This is a genomic window from Longimicrobium sp. (genome assembly GCA_036377595.1).
In the GTDB taxonomy this organism is placed as follows: Bacteria; Gemmatimonadota; Gemmatimonadetes; order Longimicrobiales; family Longimicrobiaceae; genus Longimicrobium.
Genome location: DASUYB010000208.1, coordinates 17,867 through 41,587, shown reverse-complemented (window position 1 = coordinate 41,587; position 23,721 = coordinate 17,867). Strand labels below are relative to the sequence as shown.

General features: G+C 72.2%; 17 protein-coding genes. 11 read left to right on the top strand and 6 right to left on the bottom strand.

Going from position 1 to position 23,721, the window contains the following annotated elements; all coding sequences use genetic code 11:
- Positions 1–1,273 (top strand): hypothetical protein (locus tag VF092_31965; GenBank protein ID HEX6751955.1); only part of this gene is annotated, 1,273 nt, incomplete at its 5' end.
- Positions 1,274–1,424: 151 nt separating this feature from the next.
- Here VF092_31965 and VF092_31960 read toward each other — a convergent pair.
- From VF092_31960 to VF092_31950, 3 genes are all read right to left on the bottom strand, one after another.
- On the bottom strand, positions 1,425–2,486 hold the full coding sequence (locus tag VF092_31960) for a histone deacetylase (protein HEX6751954.1): 1,062 nt from the start codon (positions 2,484–2,486) through the stop codon (positions 1,425–1,427).
- 14 nt (positions 2,487–2,500) lie between these two features.
- A complete protein-coding gene (locus VF092_31955) occupies positions 2,501–3,145 on the bottom strand; it encodes a hypothetical protein (GenBank protein HEX6751953.1) in 645 nt (214 codons plus the stop codon).
- Positions 3,146–3,747: 602 nt separating this feature from the next.
- On the bottom strand, positions 3,748–4,638 hold the full coding sequence (locus VF092_31950) for a helix-turn-helix domain-containing protein (GenBank protein ID HEX6751952.1): 891 nt from the start codon (positions 4,636–4,638) through the stop codon (positions 3,748–3,750).
- Between the two features lie 535 nt (positions 4,639–5,173).
- On the opposite strand from VF092_31950, the gene VF092_31945 reads away from it, so the two are divergent.
- The 9 genes from VF092_31945 to VF092_31905 all read left to right on the top strand — a co-directional run bounded on the left by VF092_31945 (position 5,174) and on the right by VF092_31905 (position 18,148).
- Positions 5,174–6,388 (top strand): PLP-dependent aminotransferase family protein, encoded by a 1,215-nt coding sequence (locus tag VF092_31945; protein ID HEX6751951.1) that lies wholly within the window; start codon positions 5,174–5,176, stop codon positions 6,386–6,388.
- Positions 6,389–6,550: 162 nt separating this feature from the next.
- A complete protein-coding gene (locus VF092_31940; GenBank protein HEX6751950.1) occupies positions 6,551–11,656 on the top strand; it encodes an amino acid adenylation domain-containing protein in 5,106 nt (1,701 codons plus the stop codon).
- A 317-nt stretch (positions 11,657–11,973) separates the two neighbouring features.
- A complete protein-coding gene (locus tag VF092_31935; protein ID HEX6751949.1) occupies positions 11,974–13,395 on the top strand; it encodes an MFS transporter in 1,422 nt (473 codons plus the stop codon).
- 53 nt (positions 13,396–13,448) lie between these two features.
- Positions 13,449–13,667 (top strand): MbtH family NRPS accessory protein, encoded by a 219-nt coding sequence (locus VF092_31930; protein ID HEX6751948.1) that lies wholly within the window; start codon positions 13,449–13,451, stop codon positions 13,665–13,667.
- 112 nt (positions 13,668–13,779) lie between these two features.
- Positions 13,780–14,664, top strand: a complete 885-nt coding sequence (locus VF092_31925) for a 3-hydroxyacyl-CoA dehydrogenase NAD-binding domain-containing protein (protein ID HEX6751947.1) — start codon at positions 13,780–13,782, stop codon at positions 14,662–14,664.
- A 168-nt stretch (positions 14,665–14,832) separates the two neighbouring features.
- On the top strand, positions 14,833–15,087 hold the full coding sequence (locus tag VF092_31920; protein HEX6751946.1) for an acyl carrier protein: 255 nt from the start codon (positions 14,833–14,835) through the stop codon (positions 15,085–15,087).
- Entirely contained in the window at positions 15,084–16,277 is a 1,194-nt protein-coding gene (locus VF092_31915) for an acyl-CoA dehydrogenase family protein (GenBank protein ID HEX6751945.1), read from the top strand. Before VF092_31920 ends, VF092_31915 begins: the two co-directional genes overlap by 4 nt.
- Positions 16,278–16,575: 298 nt before the next feature.
- Positions 16,576–17,385 carry an alpha/beta fold hydrolase gene (locus VF092_31910; GenBank protein HEX6751944.1) on the top strand — a complete coding sequence of 270 codons (810 nt, stop codon included), beginning with the start codon at positions 16,576–16,578 and terminating at the stop codon, positions 17,383–17,385.
- The gene (locus VF092_31905) at positions 17,378–18,148 is read left to right on the top strand and encodes a 4'-phosphopantetheinyl transferase superfamily protein (GenBank protein HEX6751943.1); all 771 of its coding nucleotides are present in this window, start codon (positions 17,378–17,380) and stop codon (positions 18,146–18,148) included. Before VF092_31910 ends, VF092_31905 begins: the two co-directional genes overlap by 8 nt.
- A 350-nt stretch (positions 18,149–18,498) precedes the next feature.
- On the opposite strand, the gene VF092_31900 is transcribed toward VF092_31905, so the two are convergent.
- Positions 18,499–19,383, bottom strand: a complete 885-nt coding sequence (locus VF092_31900; protein HEX6751942.1) for a helix-turn-helix domain-containing protein — start codon at positions 19,381–19,383, stop codon at positions 18,499–18,501.
- A gap of 129 nt (positions 19,384–19,512) precedes the next feature.
- Here VF092_31900 and VF092_31895 point away from each other — a divergent pair, with 129 nt between their 5' ends.
- Positions 19,513–19,758, top strand: a complete 246-nt coding sequence (locus VF092_31895; GenBank protein ID HEX6751941.1) for a hypothetical protein — start codon at positions 19,513–19,515, stop codon at positions 19,756–19,758.
- A gap of 67 nt (positions 19,759–19,825) precedes the next feature.
- Here VF092_31895 and VF092_31890 read toward each other — a convergent pair whose 3' ends face one another.
- Entirely contained in the window at positions 19,826–21,025 is a 1,200-nt protein-coding gene (locus tag VF092_31890) for a hypothetical protein (protein HEX6751940.1), read from the bottom strand.
- A gap of 334 nt (positions 21,026–21,359) precedes the next feature.
- Positions 21,360–23,669: an AAA family ATPase gene (locus VF092_31885; protein HEX6751939.1), complete on the bottom strand. Its 2,310-nt coding sequence runs from the start codon at positions 23,667–23,669 to the stop codon at positions 21,360–21,362.
- Positions 23,670–23,721 lie beyond the last annotated feature (52 nt).

The following is a 23,721-nucleotide window of genomic DNA, read 5'->3' as shown; positions in this document are numbered from 1 at the left end:
GGCGCTGGGGGGCGCGGCCGTGGCGATGGCGGTGCGGCGGCTGGCGCTGGGGCAGCCGCTTCCCAGCGGGCGGCGGCACCTGGATCCCCACGCCGTGCTGGCGGACGGCGAGGCCACGGTCACGCCGATCACCGCCGCGGCGGGGTGGCAGCCGGGGCGCGCGCTGGGCGGCGTGGACGGGCGCATCCCCGAGCTGGTGCGCTTCTGCGTGCAGCACGGCGTGCTGGCGCCGTCGTCCGCCAACCGGCAGCCGTGGCGCTTCAGCTGGGACGGCGAGCGGCTGTGGGTGCTGGAAGACCGCGCCCGCTCGGCCTCGCTGCTGGACCCGCACCAGCGCGCGGCGCACGTGGCGCTGGGCGCGGCGGTGGAGAACGTGGCCGTGGCCGCCGCGCACCGCGGCTACCGCGCGCGGATGGAGCCCTTCCCGCGCCCGCGCGACCCCGGCGTGGCCGCCGCCATCACCTTCGAGCGCGCCGGGGCCGATCCCGAGGACGACGCGGCGCTCTTCGCGCACCTGGCCACGCGCGTCACCAACCGGCGCACGGGCAAGCGCGTGCCGCTGGGCGCCGACGCGCTGACGGCGCTGGCCGACGCGGCGCGGGTGCGCGGCGCCCGGCTGGACATGGTGACGGATGACGAAGGGCTGGCCGAGCTGGCGCACCTGCTGGGCGCCGGCGAGCGCATCCGCCAGCTCACCCGCGAACTGCACCGCGAGATGATGCGCGAGCTGCGCTGGACCCCCGACGAGGCCCAGCGCGCCGGCGACGGCGTGCCGGTGGACGCGCTGGAGCTGACCGCGGCGCAGCGGGCGGCGCTGCGGGTGACCCAGCGCCCCGAGGTGGCGGCCACGCTGCGCGAGCTGGGCGGCGGCCGGGTGCTGCAGGAGCGGGTGGAGAAGGCGGTATTGCGCTCGTCCGCCGTCGGCCTGGTGACGGTGGGGGGCGGCACGGCGGCGTGCGCGCTGCGCGGCGGGCGGGCGGTGGAGCGGGTGTGGCTGACCGCGACGTCGCTGGGGCTGGCCGTGCAGCCGGTGACCGCGCTGATCTACATGTTCGAGATGCTGGACGGCAGCGCGGCCACGGTCTTCTCGGCGCGCGAGCGCGAGGAGCTGCGCGAGCTGCGGGCGCGCTTCGACGCGCTGTTCGAGGCGGCGGAAGGAAACACGCGGCTGCTGCTCTTCCGCGTGGGCGTGGCGGGCGCGCCGAGCGCCCGGGCGCCGCGGCTGCCGCTGGAGTCGGTGCTCACGTACGGCCGCCCGGCGATGGCGGCCTGAACGCAGGCGGGCCGGCGCGGATCGAATGCCCGCGCGCCGGCCCTGGATCGGAAAACAACGGGCTGCGGGAATAGATGAGCGAGCCGGGTGCGGTGTCAGCTCCCGGCTCGTTCGCCTGGACAGGAAAGAGACTCGCACGGAGTCATCGGAGTCAGCGGAGGTCCACCCGGGGGCGGGTTTGCCCCGAGGGCGACGGTGGCTCCGTGTGAGACCTGCCGTTCTGCCGGTGCATCGCCGCGGCGATGCGAAGAGTCGTGACGTGGATGTCGACGGTGTCCTCGGTGTCGCGCGCGTAGCCGCCGGCCATCGCGATCGCCGTGGGGACGCCGGCGTCGCGGAGGAGGTGGAGGACGTAGCGGTCGCGCTCGGCCAGCCCTTCCTTGGTCATCCCCAGTCTGCCGAAGCGGTCGTCGCGCCACGGGTCCGCGCCGGCCAGGTAGATGGCCAGCTCGGGGCGGAAGTCGTCGAGCACGTGGGGAAGATGGAGCTCCAGCGCGGCCAGGAAGGCGTCGTCCTCCGCGCCGTCGGGGAGATCGACGTCGAGCGAGCCGCGCTCCTTGCGGAAGGGGAAGTTGCGCGCGCCGTGGATGGAGAAGGTGAAGACGGTGGGGTCGCGCGCGAAGATGGCGGCGGTGCCGTTCCCCTGGTGCACGTCGCAGTCGATGATGGCGATGCGGCGGACCACGCCCTCGCGCTGGAGGACGCGCGCGGCGACGGCGGCGTCGTTGAACACGCAGAAGCCCTCGCCGTGGTCGGGGCCGGCGTGGTGCGTGCCGCCCGCGAGGTTGGCGGCGACGCCCCATCCCCGCTCCGCCGCCTCGGCCAGGGCGACGCGCGAGGCGGCGATGGTGGCCCCCGCGGAGCGGCGCGAGCGCTCCACCATCTCCGGGCTCCAGGGAAAGCCGATGCGGCGCTGGGCCAGCGGCGGGAGCGCGCCCTCGCGTACCGCGTCGAGGTAGGCGCGGTCGTGCGCCAGGGCCAGCTCGTCCCACGCCGCGGCCGGCGGCTCGGCCAGGTCCGCGGGCGCGATGATCCCCTCCTCCAGGCAGCGCTCGCGCACCCGGCGGTACTTCACCATCGGGAAGCGGTGCCCCGGCGGAAGGGGAAGGACGAAGCGGTCCGTGTAGAACGCCTTCAGGGGACAGGGAACAGGGTACAGGGGACAGCAGGCGGAAGCGACGACGGGCTCCGTCGCACTCCCGCACTCACGCACTCACGCACTTCGGCTCAGGGGATCCCCATCACCTTGTGCGTCTGCACCGACAGGCGCCACGGCGGACCGAGCTCCATCACCGCGCGCACCGTCTCTTCGTAGTTCGGCCCGCCGTGCGCGGGGATGTCGATCGGCTGCAGGAAGTAGTGGCCGAAGCGCGTTCCCGCGGCGATGCGGCGCACCGCGGCCACGTCGGGGGTGATGCCGAGCGCGGCGGTGCCGCTGAACAGCAGCTTCAGCTCGTCGCCCTCCTTCTGCGCGAACTCGGGCTGCTTGGGGCTGATGGTGAGCCAGTCCACCAGCGAGCGGTCCACCGGGCGCGAGCCGTTGGATTCCATGGAGATGCGGTATCCCCGCGCCCGCAGCGCGTCGGAGAGCGGCCGGTCGAGCTGGAGGCTGGGCTCGCCGCCGGTGGCCACGAGGAGAAGGCCCGGCCGCTCGCCGCCGAACCCCTCCTCCGCCGCGGCACGGACCAGCGCGAGGGTGCCGTCCACGTCCTCGCTGTAGACCGCCTTCACCCAGTCGGTGTCGCACCAGGGGCACACGTCGTAGCCCAGGTTGCACCCCGCGAAGCGCAGGAACACCGCGGGCGACCCCGCCTGCGCGCCCTCGCCCTGCAGCGTGGGAAACACTTCCCTGATCCCGTACTTCCTGGCCATCCGTTCCTTCACCGAGACGAGAATTCCACCCCGGAACGAGCCGGTTCCTGAACTTACACCCACCCGGCGGGCCGCTCCAGAGCACCGCGGGGCGATTTCCGCACCACTTGGAGCCATCTCCCACGACGGATGGAGGGAGATGAGGCGCCGATGTCCCAAAGGGTGTCCTCCCCAGGTCCCACCGCCCCACCTGTTTCCGAGCCACCAAAAATCCAAGTGATTGCGCCGCAACGAGATGCCAGACGGGCCGCGTCTGGCCTCGCGATTGCTTTGTCATGCGAGCGAAGAACCGGGGGGACAGCGACCGCAGGACCCTGGCAGTATCAAACCGAGAACCCGCAGCAACCGCCCGCCCCGCCTACCCGCACCACCTCCCCGCCCCCGACGCCCTTCGGCGCTGCCCGACCCCCGAGTCAGGCCCGGAGCCTCCCAGGCTCCGGGCCTTCTCTTTTCCGGTGCGTGAGTGCGAAGGTGCGAAAGTGCGAGAGTGCGTTGAACCTGGCGCACTTTCGCACCCTCGCACCCTCGCACCCTCGCACTTTCGCACTCAACGACGAAAGCCCGGGCCGCGGCCCGGGCTCTCGTCACTATCGACCGGAAGATCAGTTCGGCGCGCCGGCGGCGGCGGTGGCGGCCGCCACGGCGGCGGCACGGGCCGCCGCGCGCTCGGCCTTGCGGCGGGCGCGGCCGCTCTCGCGAGTGTCCTCCAGCTCGGCCAGGAACTTCTCCGACGCGGTGGCGAAGGCGCCCTCCTGCCGCAGCTCGGTCAGCAGCACGCCGGTGAACTCCTGCACCGCGCGGCGCAGCGAGCTGTCGCTGGCGTAGCCGCAGGTGTAGGCCACGCTCAGCACCGTCTGGCCGGGGTCGTCCAGCAGCTCGCAGGCGAGGAGGACGCGCATCCACGCCAGGATGCGGCGCGGCGGCGGGAGGTCGGCCTGCTCGGCCCAGCGCAGCAGCGTGCGCTCCGACAGGCGGAGGCTGGCCGCCAGGTCGCGCCCGTGGCCGCCCTCGGCCACCACCTCGGCGGCCGCCATCAGCAGCGCGCGCGCGCGGCCGCTCAGCGTTCCCGGCAGCGAGCGCTCCAGCAGGCTCTGCAGCGGCCGGCCCTGCGCGGCGCGCAGGCGGCGGCTGATGGCCTCGAGCGTGTCCTCCTCGTCGAGCGCGATCACCTCCTTCACCCCCCACTCGCCCAGCGTGCGCAGGTCGCGCACGCGCTGGCGCCGCACCTCCAGCGCGGCGATCACCGTGGCGGTGGGGTACTCCCACAGCAGCGAGCGCAGCTCGGGCGCCAGCTCGGCCTCGGCGCCGTAGCTGTGGGTGTACGGGTCCACCACCACCAGCGCGGCGGGCGGCGCTTCCTTTAGCGCCGTGCGCAGGCCGTCCCAGTCGTTCACGAACTGGCTCTTGAAGCGCTGGCTGCCGATGCGGCGCAGGCGCTCCTTGAACACCGCGTCGGAGTGCAGCACGATGAGCGGACGGAGAACCGGTTGCATATCCTGTCGTTCCCGGTTGAGGTACGTCATTCGGGTGTCGTCTCGCGTCATACGCGAGACGTACATCAAACTAATCTCTCCCGCCGCGCGAGTCCAGTCTCCCGTGAACGGAGCGGCGCGGGGAAGCCTCTCCCGCCGCACCTCGCGTCCCGTCCGCGAATCTGGATGTTTCCCGCCGCTGCGTGCGGGTCCCGGCGGCCCTTCCGTGCGCATGGTTACATTTGTTTCCGAGAGATTCCGTGAGCTTTGGGACGCGTCGTGTTCTTTGTGTATCAGTTTACCGGCCTGCACTTGCCCTGAATCGTACACGTGGTTATGCTTGCGGTCCGCGCGTCGGGCGGGGTGGTTCGCGACCGCCACCGACGCGCCACTCTGTCAGTAGTTCATCCGGCCGCACGGACGCCCATCGTCCACCCGCCGCGGCCGGTCCAGGCTCAGGAAACGCGGCATCCCGTCCGCCGCCTGCTCCGCGAAGGATCGCGGACCCCACAAAGGTGACATGACTCGCGTTTCATCCGCACCCGCTCCGGCGCTCGTGTCCGCGTCGGCCACGGCCCTCGACGCGCTTCCGCTGGCCGAGTGGACCCGCTTCCTCCGCCCGTCGACCATCCAGGCCATGATGGGCCACATGGCGCGGCCGGGCGTGATCTCGTTCGCGCTGGGGCTTCCCGCCCCGGAGCTGTTCCCGGTGGACGACTACGTGGCGGCCGCCGACCGCGTGCTGCGCGCCGACACGGGGGCGCTGCAGTACAAGGTGCCCTACGCCCCGCTCAAGGAGCAGGTGGTGGAGCTGATGGCGCGCCGCGGCGTGCGCTGCGCCCCCGAGCAGGTGTTCCTGACCACGGGCGCGCAGCAGGCGCTGGCGCTGCTCGCGCGGCTCTTCCTGGAGCCGGAGGGCCAGGTGGTCTGCGAGCGGCTGATCTACATGGGCTTCCAGCAGGTGGTCGAGTCGTACCGGCCGCAGATCCTCGCCGTGAACAGCGACCTGGAGACGGGGCTGGACGTGGACCGGGTGGAGGCGTACCTGGAGGGCGGCGCGCGCCCGGCATTCATCTACTGCGTGACCGACGGCCACAACCCGCTGGGCGTGAGCGTGAGCCTGGAGAAGCGCATCCGCCTGGCCGAGCTGGCGCGCCGCCACCGCGTTCCCATCATCGAGGACGACGCCTACGGGCTGCTGCACTACGGCGACGTGCTCCCCCCGATCCGGGCGATGGAGGACCGCTGGGTCTTCTACGTGGGCTCGTTCAGCAAGGTGATGGCGCCCGGCTTCCGCTGCGGCTGGACGGTGGTGCCCGAAGAGCTGGTGCCGATGCTGGGGTGCGCCAAGGACGGCGCCGACATCGACACCTCGACCTTCGCGCAGCGCCTCGTCTCCGAGTACCTGCGCGCGGGCGGCTTCGAGGCGCACCTGGAGCGCGTGCGCGACGCCTACCGCGAGCGCCGCGACGCCATGCTGGGCGCCATCGCCACGCACTTCCCCGCGGGAACGCGGTGGAGCGTGCCGCGGCACGGCGCGCTGGTCTGGGCCGAGCTTCCCGACGGCTACGACACGGCGGACCTTCTCCTCCCCACGCTGGAGCGCGAGGGCGTGGCGTACGTTCCCGGCACCGCCTTCAGCTTCGACGGCCGCGGCGGCAGCCGCGGGATGCGGCTCAACTTCAGCTTCCCCTCGGTCGCGCAGATCGAGCAGGGGATCGAGCGGCTCGGCCGCGCGGCGCGCGCCTCCCGTCCGCGCGCGGCGGCCTAGTCTCCTTCACCACGGCAGCACGCCCCACCCGCAGGTCCCGATCCGCACGCCGCCCACCGGCTCCGGGTCACACTCCGCAGGACTCCTCTCCGCGCCTTTGCGGACGGCCACGCGCCGTCCGCGGGGCGGAGGCATCTCCGGAATGACGACCTCTGGATGGACATGAACGCGAACGCCCTCCCCTCCGGCTGCATCCACTCCCTCTTCGAGACCCAGGCCGCGGCGCATCCCGGCCGCTGCGCGCTCCGCTGGCGCGGCGAGACCCTCGCCTACGGCGAGCTCGACGCGCACGCCAACCGGCTGGCCCACCACCTCCGCGCGCTCGGCGCCGGCCCCGAGGTCCCCGCCGGCGTCTTCCTCCCCCGCACCCCCGACCTCGTCGTCGCCCTGCTCGCGGTGCTGAAGGCGGGCGCGGCATACGTGCCGCTCGACCCCGCGTATCCCCCCGAGCGCGTGGAGTACATGCTGGGCGACACGCGCGTCCCCCTCCTCGTCACCACCGGCGCGCTGGCGGAGCGGGTGCCGCAGTACCGCGGCGCCGCCGTCTGCGTCGACGTCGACCGGGAGGAGATCGCCGCGCGGCCGTCCTCGCCGCCGGAGGTGGAGGTGCGGCCGGAGAACCTGGCGTACGTCATCTACACCTCGGGATCGACCGGGCGGCCAAAGGGGGTGCAGATCGAGCATCGCAACACCGTCGAGGTGCTCCGCTGGCTGCGGGCGACGGTGACGGACGAGGAGCGCGCGTCCGTACTCGCCTCCACCTCCGTCTGCTTCGACGTCTCCATCGCGGAGATCTTCGGGACGCTGTGCTGGGGCGGCACGCTGGTGCTGGTGGAGAACGCGCTCTCCCTGGCCTCGCTCGGCGAGCCCGTCCACACCGTGGCGATGGTTCCCAGCGCGGCGGCCGAGCTGCTGCGCATGGGCGCCATCCCCGCCTGCGCGCGCACCTTCCTCCTGGGCGGCGAGCCGCTGCGCAACGAGCTGGCGCAGCGGCTGTACGCGCTGGGCCACGTGGACCGCGTGCTCAACCTCTACGGGCCGACGGAGGACACCACCTACTCGACCTGCAAGGAGGTGGAGAAGGGGCGTGAGCGGGCGATGACCGTCGGCCGCGCGGTGAGCGGGACGACGGCGCGGGTGCTGGACGCGGCGCTGCGGCCGGTGCCGGACGGCGAGACGGGCGAGGTGTGGATGGCGGGCGCGGGCGTCAGCCGCGGCTACCTGGGCGCGCCGGGGATGACGGCCGAGCGCTACCGCCCCGACCCGCTGGGCGCCCCCGGCGCGCGGATGTACCGCACCGGCGACCTCGGCCGCGTCCTTCCCGACGGCGACCTGGAGTGCCTGGGGCGGATGGACCACCAGGTGAAGGTGCGCGGCTTCCGCGTGGAGCCCGGGGAGATCGAGACCGCGCTGGCCGCCCACCCCGCCGTGCGCGAAGCCGTGGTCACCGCGTGGGAGGACCGGGGGGAGAAGCGCCTGGCCGCGTACGTCGTCCCCGACGGCGCCGCGCCGGGGACGGCGGAGCTGCGCGAGCACCTGCGCGGGCACGTCCCCGAGTACATGGTGCCGGACGCGTTCACCTTCCTGTCCGAGCTCCCGCACACGCCCAACGGCAAGGTCGACCGGCTGGCGCTTCCAGCCCCGCAGCCGGAGCGCGAGGCCGGCGCGGAGTACGTCGCGCCGAGCACCCCCGACGAGGCGGCGCTCGCCCGCATCTGGAGCGAGGTGCTGGGCGTGGAGCGCGTCGGCGTCCGCGACGACTTCTTCGCGCTGGGCGGCCACTCGCTGCTGGCCACGCAGATCGTCGCGCGCGTGCGCCAGCGGATGGGGATCGAGCTGCCGCTGGGGACGCTCTTCGCCATGCCGAACGTGGAAGAGCTGGCGCGGCAGCTGGCCGACGCCGCGTCCCCGCTCGACACCGCGCTGCGCATCCCGCGCGCGCCGCGCGACCGGCCGCTCCCGCTTTCCTTCCCGCAGGAGACCGTCTGGTTCTTCCACCACCTGAAGCCGGACATGCGCTCCTACAACTTCCAGGCGACGGTCCGCATCCGCGGCGCCGTGGACCGGGAAGCGCTGGAGCGCGCGCTGGGCGAGATCGTCCGCCGCCACGAGATCTTCCGCACCACCTTCCCCGCCGTCGACGGCGCGCCCGCGCAGGTGGTGCACGCGCCGTGGACCGTCCATCTCCCGCTCGTCGATCTCACCGCCTTTTCGGGAGATGAACGGCGGGCGGAGCTGGAGCGGCGGCTCGGGGAGGAGTTCCGCAGGCCGTTCGATTTCGAGGCGCTTCCCCTCGTCCGCTGGACGCTGTTCCGGCTGGCGGACGACGAGCACGTCTTCCTGGCCATCGAGCAGCACCTGGTGCACGACGGGTGGAGCTTCGGCGTGTTCCTGCGCGAGCTGAAGGCCATCTACGACGCTTTCGCGCGCGGCCGCGAGCACGATCTCTCCGAGCCCGCCGTGCAGTTCGGCGACTTCGCGGCGTGGCAGCGCGCGTGGATGGAGACGGACGAGGCGCGCGCGCACCTCGAGTGGTGGAAGCACCGCCTGGCCGGCGTCTCCCCCGTCCTCGAGCTCCCGGCGGACCGGCCGCGCCCGGCGGAGATGAGCTTCCGCGGCAGCAGCCACCGCGTGCGCCTGTCCCGCGCGGTGTACGACGCGGCCGATGCCTTCAGCCGGCGCCACGGCGTCACGCTGTTCATGACGCTGTTCGCCGCGTTCGAGGCGCTGATGCACCGCTACACCGGCGAGACGGACTTCTGCGTCGGCTCGGGCGTCGCGGGGCGGCGGCTGCGGGAGAGCGAGGACCTGATCGGCATGGTGGTGAACACCATCCCCATCCGCGCCGACCTCTCCGGCGACCCGGCGTTCGAGGAGCTGGTGGAGCGCGTCCGCACCGCCGCGGTGGAGACGTATCAGCACCAGGACGTGCCCTTCGCGGAGATCGTGGCCGCAGTGCACCCCGAGCGCTCGCGCGGGCACCTCCCCGTCTTCCAGGTCGCCTTCAACTTCCACCACGCGCCCTATCCCGATCTCGAGCTTGGAGATGCGGAGATTGAGATCGAGGAGGGGCTGGGGAACGAGTCCGCCAAGTTCGACCTCAACGTCATCGTCATCCCCCGCGCCCACCAGCACGCGGGGAGCGAGGTGGTGATGATCTGGGAGTTCGCCGAGGACCTGTTCGACGCGGCCACCGTCGCGCGGATGATCGGCCACTTCGAGGCGGTGCTGGCCGACGCGCTCGCCGATCCATCGACCCGCGTCTCCCGTCTCCGCATGCTCCCCGCGGAGGAGGAGCGCGCCGTCCTGGCCCTCGCCGGCGCGGCGACGGACTACCCGCGCGAGGCCACCCTGCACGCGCTGGTCGCCGAGCAGGCGCGGCTGCGGCCCGAGGCGGCGGCGATCGAGCACGGCGCGCGCACCGTCACCTACGCCGAGCTGGACGTGACGGGAGACCGCATCGCCGCCGCGCTGCGGGCGATGGGCGTGCGCCCCGAGGGCCGCGTGGCCGTGGCGATGGAGCGCTCGCCCGAGGAGGCGATGGGGATGCTCGGCGCGCTCAAGGCGGGCGCCGCGTACGTCCCCCTCGATCCCGCGTATCCGGCGGAGCGCCTGAGCTACATGCTCGCGGACTCCGGCGCGGCCGCGCTGGTGGTGCGCGACCGCGTCCCCGCCTCGCTGGAGGGGTGGAACGGCCCCGTCCTCTCCCTCGCGCGCCTCGATGATGCGCCCGCGGGCGAACCAGTTGCGCCGGACCTCGGCTCGGACGCCGTCGCCTACGTCGTCTACACCTCCGGCTCCACCGGCGCGCCCAAGGGGAGCATGCTCACGCACCGCGCGTTCGTGCGGCTGGTGCGCGGGGCCGACTACCTGCAGCCGCGGCCGGGCGACCGCATCGGCCACACCGCCGCGCCGTCGTTCGACGCGGCCACCTGGGAGGTGTGGGCGCCCCTGGCCAACGGCGGCACGCTGGTCGTCGTCGACCGCGACGACGTCCTCTCGCCGCACCGTCTGGCCGCGGTGATCCGCGAGCGGCGGATCGACGCGATGTTCCTGACCAGCGCGCTCTTCCACCAGGTGGCGCACGAGGCGCCCGAGACCTTTGCGCCGCTGCGCCACCTGCTGGCCGGCGGCGAGGCGGCCGACCCCGCCGCCTTCCGCCGCGTGGTGGAGGCGTGCCCCTCCGTGCGGCTGGTCAACATCTACGGACCCAGCGAGAACACGACCTACACCAGCTGGCACGAGGTGCGCGCCGTCCCCCCCGGCGCCACGGGCGTTCCCATCGGCCGCCCCGTCGCCAACACCACGGCGTACGTGCTGGACCAGGCGCTCCGCCCCATCCCCGCCGGCATCCCCGGCGAGCTGTACGCGGGCGGCGAAGGGCTTTCGCGCGGCTACCTGGGCCGTCCGGCGCTCACCGCCGAGCGCTTCCTCCCCGACCCGTTCTCCCCCACGCCCGGCGCGCGGATGTACCGGACGGGGGATCGGACGAGGTGGAAGGAGTGCGAGAGTGCGAAAGTGCGAGAGTGCGAAAGCGACTCACCTCGCGACGAAACCACTTTCGCACCTTCGCACTCTCGCACTTTCGCACTCGAGTTCCTGGGCCGCGCCGACGACCAGGTGAAGATCCGCGGCTTCCGGGTGGAGCCGGGGGAGATCGAGTCGGTGCTGCACGAGCACCCGTCCGTGGGCGAGGCCGCCGTCGTCGCGCGCCAGGACGGCGGCGAGCGCCAGCTGGCCGCGTACGTGGCGCCCGCGCACTGGCGGACGGTCTCTCTGGCCGAGCTGCGCGAGCACCTAGCCGGCCGCCTCCCGGCGTGGATGATCCCCGCGACCTTCACCGTGCTCGACGCGCTGCCGAAGACCCCCAGCGGCAAGGTCGACCGCCGCGCCCTCCCCGCGCCCGACGCCGGCGCCGCGCACCCCGAGGCCGCCTTCGCGCCGCCCGCGACGGCGACCGAAGAGGCGGTGGCGGAGATCTGGCGCGAGGTGCTGGGGCTGGAGCGCGTGGGCGCCACCGACGACTTCTTCGACCTGGGCGGCCATTCGCTCCGCGCCACGCGCATCCTCACCCGCGTCGGCGCGCGGCTGGGGGTGGAGCTCCCCGTCGGCGTCATCTTCGACCACCCCACGGTGCGGGGGATCGCGGCGCTGGTGGACGAGCGCCGCGCCGCCGCCGGGCCCGACGACGAGCTGCTGGCCTGGCTCGAGAGCCTGAGCGAGGAGGAGGCCGAGCGGCTGCTGGCCGAGCGCGCCGGCGGCGACTGATCCGCCGCTGGCGAAAACGGAGCGGGCGCCACCCTCCCGGCGCCCGCTCCGCGTTTCCCGCCGCGGCGGCCGATGCGCATGCGACGACGACGCCGCGCGTGCACGCTGTGCCGGATTGGCGAATCCGTACGGGGGTGATTCAAAACGCGCGGCAAAGGTGTTAGATTGGCGGCCCTGCGCCCCCCGGCCGCGGCCAAGTCGGAGGCGTGATCGTGCGCTCCGCGCCGCGCGGATGCGCCAACCCGATGATCTCGAAGCGGTTGCAGGCCCGCCCTGAACCCACCGGTCAGGACGGGCTCCGTGACTTTCTGGAGCCGATGAAGCCAGCGCGAGGGGAATCCTTCCGCCAGTCCGTGCGCGAGCTGCGCCCCTTCCTCCTGATCTGGGCGGGGCAGCTCGTGTCGGCGCTGGGCTCGGGGCTGACCTCGTTCGCCGTGGCCGTGGCCGTGTACCAGAAGACCGGCTCGGCCGAGCAGTTCGGGCTGCTGATCTTCGCGTGGATGTTCCCCTCGCTCCTCCTCTCGCCCGTGGCGGGAACACTGGTGGACCGCTGGGACCGCCGCCGCGTCCTCATCGCCGCCGACACGGGGTCGGCGCTGCTGACGCTGGCCACCGCCGCGCTGGTGCTGGCCGGCCACTTCGAGGTGTGGTATCTCTTCGTCACCTCGGCCCTCGCCTCGTTCATCTCCTCGTTCCAGGAGCCCGCCTTCACCGCCGCCATGGCCTCCATCGTTCCGCGCCACCAGTACGGACGCGCGGTGGGGCTGATGCAGCTGCTGGGGCCGGTGAGCATGATCGTGGCGCCGGTGGTCGCCGGCGCGCTCCTGGTCACGATCGGCCTCGGCGGGATCATGGTGGTCGACGGCGTCACCTACCTGGCCGCCATCGCGGGACTGGCGCTGGTGGCCATCCCCCGCCCCGCCCGCGTGGAGGTCGCGTCGACGGAAGACGACGGTCCCGCCTGGCTGGCCGCCGCGCGCCGCTTCGGCGCCGAGGCGGCGGTGGGGTGGCGCTTCGTGCGCGAGCGGCCGGGGCTGCTGGGGTTGCTCGCCTTCGTCGCGCTCGTCAACTTCTGGACGGGGTTCGTCAATCCCCTGCTGGCGCCGATGATCCTGAGCTTCGGCTCGCCCGTGGCGCTGGCCACCGTCCAGGCGGCGGTGGGCGTGGGCGCGGTGGCCGGCGGCATCGTCGTGGGCGCGTGGGGCGGGCCCAGGCACCGCATCGCCGGGGTGCTGGGCGCGGTGTTCATCGTCGGCGCCTGCATCGCCGCCACGGGGGTGAGGACGTCGATCCCCTGGGTCGCCGCGACGATGTTCGCCTGGGCGTTCGCCTCGCCGCTGCTGGCGACCAGCAGCTCGGCCATCTGGATGAGCAAGACCCCGCACGCGCTGATGGGGCGGGTGATGGCGGTGCGGCGGATGGCGTTCATGTCGATGATCCCGCTGGCCGTGCTGATCGCCGGCCCGCTGGCCGAGCGCGTCTTCGAGCCGCTGATGGCCCCCGGCGGCGCGCTGGCCGGCACCGCGGGCACGCTGGTCGGCGTGGGGAAGGGGCGCGGCGTGGCGCTGATGTTCGTGGTCCTCGGCGCGCTGGTGATGCTGACCGCGACCATCGCCTGGCTCGTTCCCCGGATCCGCCACGTCGAGCGCGACGTCGCCGACGCGCCGCATCCGCAGTCGCCGCCGCACCCCGCCGCCGCGCCCGACGAGGCCGGCGCGGAGCTGGCCGTCGCGGGGTGACCCGCGGCTCCATCGCAGTCCAACCCAACCCATCTACCCTGAGAGCGCACGAGATGAGCGACGAACGCGAAGATACCACCATCTACATGGCGGTGGTGAACGACGAGGAGCAGTACTCCATCTGGCCCGCCGACCGCGAGCTGCCGCTGGGGTGGCGCGACGCCGGCAAGCACGGCCTGAAGCCCGAGGTCCTGGCCTGGATCGAGGAGGTCTGGACGGACATGCGGCCCAAGTCGCTGCGCGACAAGATGAAGGAGGCGGGGCTCGACTGAGCCGCCGCGCGGGCGCCCGCCGCCGGGCGCCCGCCTCCCTCGCCGCGTTCGCGGGCGAGCGATGGTCGCCTCTCCGCCGGGGAGGCGAAACTCCATTCGTTACGGAAACGGAATGACCGAGAACCAGGGGGCGCCGGCCACCGTGGGGGTGGTGGGCGCCGGCGTGATGGGCGTGGGGGTGGCGCAGAACCTGGCGCAGACCGGCCACCGCGTGCTGCTGCTGGACGTGGGCGACGACGTCCTCGCCCGCGCCCGCGCGGAGATCGAGAAGGGGCTGCGCTTCCACGGGATGTTCAGCCGGCAGAAGGGCGGTCCGCCCGCGGCCGAGGTGCTGGCGCGCATCTCCTTCACCACCTCGTACGACGGCTTCGCGGAGGCCGACTTCGTGATCGAGAACGTTACGGAGAAGTGGGAGATCAAGAGCCCGATCTACCCCGTGCTCGACGAGGTCTGCCCGCCGCACGCCTGCTTCGCGGCCAACACCTCGGCGTACTCCATCACCCGCATCGGCTCGCTCACGCGGCGGCCCGACCGGGTGCTGGGAATGCACTTCATGAACCCCGTCCCCCTCAAACCCACGGTGGAGGTGATCCGCGCCTTCCACACCTCGCAGCAGACGGTCGACACCGCGCAGGCGCTGCTCCGGGCGATGGGGAAGGAGGGGATCGTGGTGAACGACATGCCCGGCTTCGTCAGCAACCGCGTGCTGATGCTGACCATCAACGAGGCCGTGTGGCTGGTGCAGGACCAGGTGGCCGCGGCCGAGGACGTCGACCGCATCTTCAAGACCTGCTTCGGGCACAAGATGGGGCCGCTGGAGACGGCGGACCTGATCGGGCTGGACACCATCCTCTACAGCGTGGAAGTGCTGTACGAGAGCTACAACGACAGCAAGTACCGCCCCTGTCCGCTGCTGAAGAAGATGGTCGACGCCGGGCTGCACGGCCGCAAGAACGGCCGCGGCTTCTACGACTACACCGTCGCCGGTGCGGCGTAGATGAGGATGGATGCCGGGATCCCGACGATGTCATTCCGGGGGAGCCCGCACGCCGAGGTTTTCCTTGCACCTTCGTCCCCCGAGCGACCGAAGAATCCAATCGACGCGGCTGGTGGCCGGCCCTTCGCAACCGGGGCTTTCCGAGGCCGTTCAACGCATGAGCACGAGATGAACGACGAACAGATCCGCCAGCGGCTGCGCGAGTTCGTGAGCCGCTTCTTCCGCGGGCACGACCTGCAGGACGGCGAGGACATCTTCGCCACCGGCTACGTGAACTCGATGTTCGCCATGCAGCTGGTGCAGTTCGTGGAGGGCGAGTTCGGCGTGACGGTGGAGAGCGAGGACCTGGACCTCGACAACTTCCGCTCGATCGATGCCCTCTCGGCCTTCGTGGGGCGCAAGCTGGGCGCGCCCGCCGCGTGACCGACCTGGCCGCCCCGCCCGTGTCCTCCTCTGCCGAGGCCGCGCTCCGCATGGAGCTGGGCTCCGCGCAGGAGGCCGCGCGCGCGGAGTTCGCCACGTACGTCGACGCCCACGTCGCCCCGCACGCGGGGGAGTGGGACCGCGCCGCGGCGACTCCGCGCGAGGTGATCCGGGATCTGGCGGCGACCGGCTGGCTGGGCGCCGTCGTCCCGCGCGAGCAGGGCGGCGCGGGGATGGACTGGGTGACCTTCGGGCTGCTGAACGAGGAATTGGGCCGCGGCTGCTCGTCGCTGCGCTCGCTGCTGACCGTGCACAGCATGGCCACCCACGCCGTGCTGCGCTGGGGAAGCCGCGCGCAGAAGGAGCGCTGGCTCGGCCCGCTCGCGCGCGGCGAGGCCATCGGCGCGTTCGCGCTCAGCGAGCCCGCCGTGGGCAGCGACGCGGCGGCGGTGGAGACGACGGCCACGGCGGACGGCGACGCGTACGTGCTGCACGGGACGAAGAAGTGGACCACGTACGGCCAGATCGCCGACGTCTTCCTCCTCTTCGCGAAGACCGAGGGGAAGCCGGTCGCGTTCCTGCTGGAGCGCGGGACGCCGGGGTTCACCGTCGAGCCGCTGCACGGCGTCACCGGCACGCGGGCGTCGATGCTGGCCGAGCTGCGGCTGGACGGCTGCCGCGTGCCCAGGGAGTCGCGGCTGGGCGGCGCCGGCTTCGGGCTGGGGATCGCCGTGGCCACGCTCGAGGTGGGCCGCTACAGCGTGGCCTGCGGCGCGGCGGGGATCGTCCGCGCCTGCCTGGACGCGTCGCTGCGCTACGCGGCGGAGCGGCGGCAGTTCGGCGCGCCCATCGGCGAGCACCAGTTGGTGCAGCGGATGCTGGCGAACATGGCCGCCGAGTGGCGTGCCGCGCACTGGCTCTGCCTGCGAGCCGGCTGGCTGCGCGACCAGGGCGACCCCGCCGCCGCGCACGAGACGTTCGTGGCCAAGTACTTCGCCAGCACCGCGGCCACGCGCGCGGCGCTGGATGCGGTGCAGATCCACGGCGCCAACGGCGTCACCGAGGCGTACCCGGTGGAGCGCTACCTGCGCGATTCGCGGGTGATGGAGATCATCGAGGGAAGCACGCAGATCCAGCAGGTCGCCATCGCGCGCGCCGAGTTGGAGGCGCTGCGGGTCTCCCGCGGGTGATACCCAATACTTAAGTCTCTGCTTAAGTATTCGCCGCACCCGCGTGAGGGATGCGCGCCCGGAGGGCCGGGACCCCGCCGCGCGCGCCAGGATGTTGAGGTTCGCGCGGGTGCCTGGCGCGGCGGGGGCCCGGCGCCGTTGGCCACGGTGGTATCGTGGCCTACGGCGCGCGCAGCCCGGTTTGGCGTCTCAGCGCCAAACACGCCCGAATCGTGCAGTTCAAGCAGTTCCCGCTTCGCCGGCCAATCCGGCGACGCACCTGATCGCGAGCTTTCGACGACGCAGTCCGGATCCGATCGTGTCTCACGCGCCTCCCTCGCAGAGCCGCCCCGCGCGCCCCAGCCCGTGGGTCGTCATCCCGCGCCCCACGCCGACCGCGCGGCTGCGGCTGTTCTGCTTCCCGTTCGCCGGCGGCAGCGCGTCCGTCTACACGCCGTGGGCGCGCCACCTGCCGCCCGAGGTGGAGCTGCTGGCCGTGCAGCTCCCCGGCCGCGAGAGCCGCCTGGTCGAGACGCCGTACAGCGACATGGCGGAGCTGACGGAGAAGCTCGGCGCCGAGCTGGCACCGTTCATGGACCGACCGTTCGCGCTGTTCGGGCACAGCAACGGCGGGCTGATGGCCTTCGAGCTGGCGCGCCTCCTGCGCCGCACCGGCCGCCGCATGCCCGAGCACCTGTTCGCCAGCGGCCGGCCCGCGCCGCAGGTGGAGCTCAGCGACCCGCCGCTGCACGACCTTCCCGAGCCCGAGTTCCTGGACGCGCTGCGGCGCTTCAACGGCACGCCGGAAGAGGTGCTGCAGAACCCGGAGATCATGGGGCTGATCGCGCCCATGCTCCGCGCCGACTTCGCGCTCGGCGAGACGTACCGCTACACGCCCGGGCCCCCGCTGGCGGTCCCCATCTCCGCGTACGGCGGCGAGCGCGACACGGAGGTGGCGCCGGAAGAGGTGGAGGCGTGGCGCGAGCAGACCAGCGCCGCCTTCCAGCTCCGCATGTTCCCCGGCGACCACTTCTTCCTGATCGGCGACCAGGCCCGGGTGCTGGCCGCGCTGAACGCCGAGCTGCGGCCGCTGCTGGCGCGGCTCGGCGCCTATCCGATGTATGCCTGACCGCTGGGAGCCCGCGCCGCCCTCCCTGACGCTGGCGGGCGACGAGGTGCACGTCTGGCGCGCCTCGCTCGCGGCCGCGCCGGCCGAGCTGGCGCTCCACCACGCCCTGCTCTCCGACGACGAGCGCACCCGCGCCGCGCGCTTCAGGTTCGAGGTGCACCGCGACCGCTTCGTGGCCGGCCGCGGGATCCAGCGCCGCATCCTCTCCCGCTACCTCGGCGTCGACCCCGCGGCCCTCCGCTACCGCCTGGCCGAGCACGGCAAGCCCGCCCTCGACGGCCCCTGTGCCGACGGCGGTCTCCAGTTCAACGTCTCCAACTCCGAGGACGGGCTCCTGGTGGCCGTCTCGCGCGGCCGCGAGCTGGGCGTGGACCTCGAGGCGCTGCTCCCCGTCGGCGACCGCGATGCGGTGGCGCGCCGCTTCTTCTCCGTGCCCGAGAACGAGGTCTACGACACCATCGCCGACGACCAGCGCGACGCGGCGTTCTTCACCTGCTGGACGCGCAAGGAGGCGTACATCAAGGCGATCGGCGAGGGGCTCACCATGCCGCTCCACTGCTTCGACGTCACGCTGCGCCCCGGCGAGCCCGCGCACCTCCTCTGCACCCGCGGCCGCCCCGACGAGGCCGCGCGGTGGACGCTCCGCGAGCTGGACCCCGGCCCCGGCTGGCTCGGCGCGCTCGCGGTGGAAGGCGGCGGCTGGACGCTGCGATTGTTCGACTGGAACCCCGCCCGTCCGCTCGGCATCCCCCAGAAGCGGTAAGAGAACGGTCGGGTTCGGGCGTGTTTGGCGCCGAGACGCCAAACCGGGCTGCGCGCGCGGTAGGGCACGATACAACTGTGCCCAACCGCGCCGGGCCCCCGCCGCGCCAACCATTCGCGCTGATCGTCGGTGACGGCGCACGCGCGGCGGTGTCCCGGCCCTTCGGGCGCGCATCCCTCACGCACGTGCGCGACGGGTTCGAGGTTCCACGCTGGGAGTTGCGCGCGGAAACGCTCGGTCCTCGACGACGTGATCCGTTCTCGGGGACCGAACTCGCCTCGTCCCTGGCGCAGTCTCGATCGCCCTCGTCCGAGTGCGCGCGCCACGAAACAGGGCCGAGCGCACCCCGCTCAGCCCCGCGATCTCCGCCGTGGTCTCCGCCTTTTTCGCCGGGTTTCCTCCAGCGCCTTCTCCTTCCAGGTGTCCTTCCCCCAGGTCTTCACCTCCGCCAGCTCGTCCAGGAACCGCCGCGACGCCCGCGAGAACGCCCCCTCCCGCCGCAGCGTGGTGGGGATGGTGCCCAGGAAGTCCTGCATCGCGCGCCGCAGGCTGCTGTCCGACGAGTACCCGCACGCGTAGGCCACGCCGAGCACGGTGCGCCCCGGATCGTCCAGCAGCGACGCGGCGAGGAGAATGCGCATCCACGCCATCAGCCGCCGCGGCGGCGGCAGCGCCGCGCGCTCCGACCAGCGCAGCACGGTGCGCTCCGAAAGGTGCATCGCCTTGGCCAGGTCCCGCCCGCGCCCGCCCATCGACACCACCTCGGCCGCCGTCATCAGCAGCGTCCGCGACCGCCCCGACACGCTCGAGGGGAGGCAGCGCTGCAGGAGATGCTGCAGCGGGCGGCCCTGCGCCGAGCGAAGGCGGCGGTTGATGGCCTCTTGCGTGTCCTCCTCGCCGATGGCGATGATGTCGGTGACGCCCCATTCGCCCAGCGTCCGCACGTCGTGCGAGCGCCCGGGGCGAAGCTCCATCGCCGCCACCACCGTGGCAGAGGGGAACTCCCAAAGCAGCGCCCGCAGCGCCTGCGACAGCTGCAGCCCGTCGCGGCTTCCCGACGCGTACGGGTCCACCAGCAGCATCGCCGCCGGCGGCGCGTCGGGGATGATGGCCCGCAGCGACTCCCAGTCGGGGAGGAACGTGCACTCGAAGGTCCCGCTGGTCACACGCCGGACCAGCTCCCGGAACGCACCATTCGAGTGCATCACGATGAGCTGGCGCGGACTCGTTCCCATGGGTGTCGTGAATTATACGGTGGGAGGGCAAAGGAGAATGGGCGCGCAGGTGCGAAAGGCTGCACTTTTCACGCGCGTGGACGCTGTCTGCGTCTCTGTCGAAGATCTCCCCCACAAACTGGAACACCCATGAAGACCGCCCGGTTCCTCCTGGCCTGCGCCGCCGCGTCCGTCCTTGCCGCCTGCGGCAGCGACACCATCACGTCACCCGCGACCACGGCGCCGGCGCGTCCGCACGCCGACATCACCCCGGGTGACAGCGGCGAATCGCAGTCGGCCACCGGCTGCATCAAGATCGTCGTCATCAACGCCGATGGCACCACCAGCGAGCAGTGCCTGTACGAGAGCGGCGGCATGCTGGGTAGCGGCGGTTGAGCTTAGGGCCAAGAAAAAAACGAGCCGACCGGGTTGCACTCGGTCGGCTCGTTTTTTTCTTGCAACGTCAGGCGCCAACTGCGACTCGTGTCTCGAGCGAGCGGACCATCTCATTTGCGAGCGCATCTGCGTGATCGACAGTGCGACTCGTGCGCGAGGCAATCGCCTTCTCGACCGAGCGCCCATTCCGGATCGACTCGAGAATGCTCTCGCCGCGAACGAGAGAAGTCGCGTCGCTCCGCTCGGATGCAATCGCGATCGCCCGCTCAGCAACTTGCTCGGCACGATCCCATTCGCCCATGCTTGCGGCGCCACGCGCCATCTCGAGCATCGCGTCAGCAACAACGCCCATGATTGCCGGCTCACGCGTGAGCTTCATCGCTTCGTTCCAACTCTTGCGGAACGTTTCGCGATCTCCGGCTCCACCCGCCGAGCGGACGATGTTCGCACGTACCGTCAGCTGATGTTTAATGTCGGGCAGCAACGGTAGAAGCGCTTGGAAAACCTGTTGCGCACGGCCGAAGTACCCCTGGCTCATCCAAGAGTACGCAATATCGTGAGCCAGGGCAGGAAGCCTGGGGTGCTCTGGCCCATACGCACGGAATGCCTGCCGCGCGAAATACTCTGCCTGCTCGGTACGGCCGGCATCGGTGGCAAGCACGAACAGGTCGTGCGATGCCTGGCCAACAATCGGCATGAGGCCCTTACGCTTGCCGGAGCGGAGCGCCTTAATGTGCATGCGCTGCGCGAGCGGGAAGTTGCCGCGGTCGCGCGCCATGTTGCCGAGCGCGACGTAGGCCCGCCCGTACGCCTCCCAGTCGCCCGCCTGGCGGGCGACCATGATGGTGTGGCGGTACCAGGTCTCGGCGCGCGGCATCTCGCCGCGCTGGCGGGCGAGTCGGGCCACCGCCAGCGCGAGCGATGCGCTGCGCGGCGTGGCGAGGGCGGCAGCCTGGGTGAAGGACAGCGCCGTCGCGTCGAAGCTTTCCCTGGAGGCCCATTCGGCGATGGTGCGGCAGGCCTGCGAGACCGTTTCGCCGCTGGTGTTGTCGGCGGCGCTCAGCAGACGGCCCACCGCCACCAGCGCGTCGACGATCCCTGAGGGGACGTCGGCGGCGAGGAGGTCCTCGAGCCGGTGCTGGCCGGCGTCGGCGGCGAAGAGCTTGCCGCGCTCCTGGGGCTCGGCCGTGGCCCAGAACATCACGTTGCGGTACGCCTGCCAGAGCAGCACGCCGGTTTCGCCCGGAACCTCGCGAAGGATCTCCATTCCCTCGAGCGTCTCGGCGGAGCCGCGGGTGAGCGGAGGCGGGGTGCGCCAGCGGCGGGGAGCGCGGGGTTGCGCAGTACGTGTACGGGAGGACTTCATCTATCGTCTCCGTGTGTGTCGAACTTGGGGCCCACGTGGGGTACGGTTGTGTACACTTTCTGTATACGATACGCGCCGCGGGGGCGAAGCGCCAGAATTTTCGTGCCGCTGCTCCGGGGCTGGGTAGCAGAAATAACGCCCAATCCGCCACACCTCCCGCCCGCAAGCAACTCCTGCACCATTCTGGTACGAGATCCGCTCCGATCCTCTTCGGCCTCGGCGTTGCCGAATAATCTTACACCATCGGCGCGCTTATGGCAACTATGTCCACCGCATCCGCGTAGCGGAAGGCCAGCCGGCCGCCCTCCACTCCAGCGGTGACCGTGCCGCCTTGCTCGAGGCGGCCGAAGAGGATCTCGTCGCCCAGCGGGCGGAGGAGCTCGTCCTGGATCAGCCGCGCGAGCGGGCGGGCGCCCATCAGCGGGTCGAGGCCGCGCTCGGCGAGCCAGGCGCGTGCTCCTGCATCCAGTATCAGATGGACGTTCCGGGCGGCCAGTCGGTCACACGCCTCGCCGACGAGCCGGTCCACGATCCGCTCCATCACCGCCAGGTTTAGCGGCGCAAAGGAGATGCGCGCGTCGAGCCGGTTGCGAAACTCGGGCGGAAAGGTGCGTTCGAACGCCCGGTCGTCGTCTCCTCCCACCATCCCGGCGGTGAAGCCGGCGCGTCGGCGCGAGATCTCCTCCGCGCCGACGTTGCTGGTCATCACCAGCACCACGTTGCGGAAGTCGGCGTGCTTCCCGTTGTTGTCGGTCAGCCTGCCGTAGTCCATCACCTGCAGGAGCAGGTTGAAGACGTCGGGGTGCGCCTTCTCCACCTCGTCCAGCAGGAGCACCGCGTGCGGGGTGCGGCTCACCGCCTCGGTCAGCAGCCCCGCCTGGTCGAAGCCCACGTAGCCCGGCGGCGCGCCGATCAGCCGCGAGACGGTGTGGGGCTCCATGTACTCGCTCATGTCGAAGCGGATCAGCTCGATCCCCATCACCTCCGCGAGCGAGCGGGCGACCTCCGTCTTTCCCACGCCCGTTGGGCCGGTGAAGAGGAACGATCCGATCGGCTTCCGCGGATCACGCAGCCCGGCGCGGGAGAGCTTGATCGCGGCGGCGATCTGCCCGAGCGCGGCATCCTGTCCGAAGACGCGCCGCTTGAGCTCCGTCTCCAGCGTGCGCAGCCGCTCGCGGTCGCTGCCGGCCACGGTCTTCGGCGGCACCTGCGCCATGGAGGCGAGGATGCGCTCGACCACCTCCTCGCCCACCGTGGGCCACGCCTCGTCGTCCTCCGCCGTGGCGAGGCGCACGTCGGCGCCGGCCTCGTCGAGCACGTCGATGGCCTTGTCGGGAAGGCGGCGGTCGTGCAGGTAGCGCGAGGAGAGCTCCGCGGCGGCGCGGAGGGCCCCGGGCGTGTAGCGGACGCGGTGGAACTCCTCGTAGCGCCCGCGCAGCCCTTCGAGAATCCGCACCGTCTCGTCGACGCCCGGCTCGAGCACGTCGATCTTCTGGAAGCGCCGCGCGAGGGCGCGGTCCTTCTCGAAGTGCGAGCGGTGCTCCTCGTAGGTCGTCGAGCCGATGCAGCGCAGGCCGGATGCCAGCGCGGGCTTCAGCAGGTTGCTGGCGTCCATGGAGCCGCCCGAGGTGCTACCGGCGCCAACCACGGTGTGTATCTCGTCGATGAAAAGGATTGCGCGGGGCCGCTGCTGCAATTCGCCGAGCACCCCCTTCAGCCGCTCTTCGAAGTCGCCGCGATAGCGCGTGCCGGCCAGGAGGGCGCCCATGTCCAGCGCGTAGATCTCCGCATTTCGCAAGGGAGACGGCACTTCGCCCGCGTGCACCTTCAGCGCGAGCCCCTCGGCCAGCGCGGTCTTGCCGACGCCGGGGTCGCCGACGAAGAGCGGGTTGTTCTTGCGGCGCCGGGCCAGCACGTGGATCGCCCGGCTGATCTCCTTCTCGCGGCCGATCAGCGGATCGAGCTTCCCCTCGGCGGCCAGGCGGGTGAGCTCGACGGTGAAGCGCTGCAGCGCCTCGCCCGGCTTCGTTCGCCCTTCATCCCCCTCCCCCGCCGCCTCGCCGTCGGCGCCGACCTCGACGCGGCGGGTGACGCCGGTGGAGGGGCGGCCGGGGCCGTGCGCGGCGGCGCGCATCATCGCCAGCCGGGTGACGCCCTCCTCCTGCAGGAAGTGCACGGCGAACGACTCGTCCTCGGCGAACATCTCGACGAGCACGTGCACGCCGGTGACCTCCTCGCGGCCGGAGCGGAGGACCTGCAGCGCGGCCTCCTGCACCACGCGGCGGAAGGCGAGCGTGGGCGTCACCGACTCCGGCGGCCCGTCGTGCGCGGCCTCGACCTCGTCGATCAGGAACCGGTCGATGCGGCGCTTCAGCCGCTCCACGTCGGCGCCGGCGGAGGCGACCGCCGAGGCGCTGGCTTCGTCGTGGAGGAGCGCGAAGAGGAGGTGCTCCAGGCCGGCGTAGGCGTGGCCGCGCCGTTCCGCCTCGAGGACGGCAAGGTGCAGGCTGATCTCCAGCTCGGGACGCAAGGCGGGGCTCGACATCGGTGCAGGCCTGGGCGTACGATCGGGTTGAGCGTGAGTCTCGTCTGCCGGG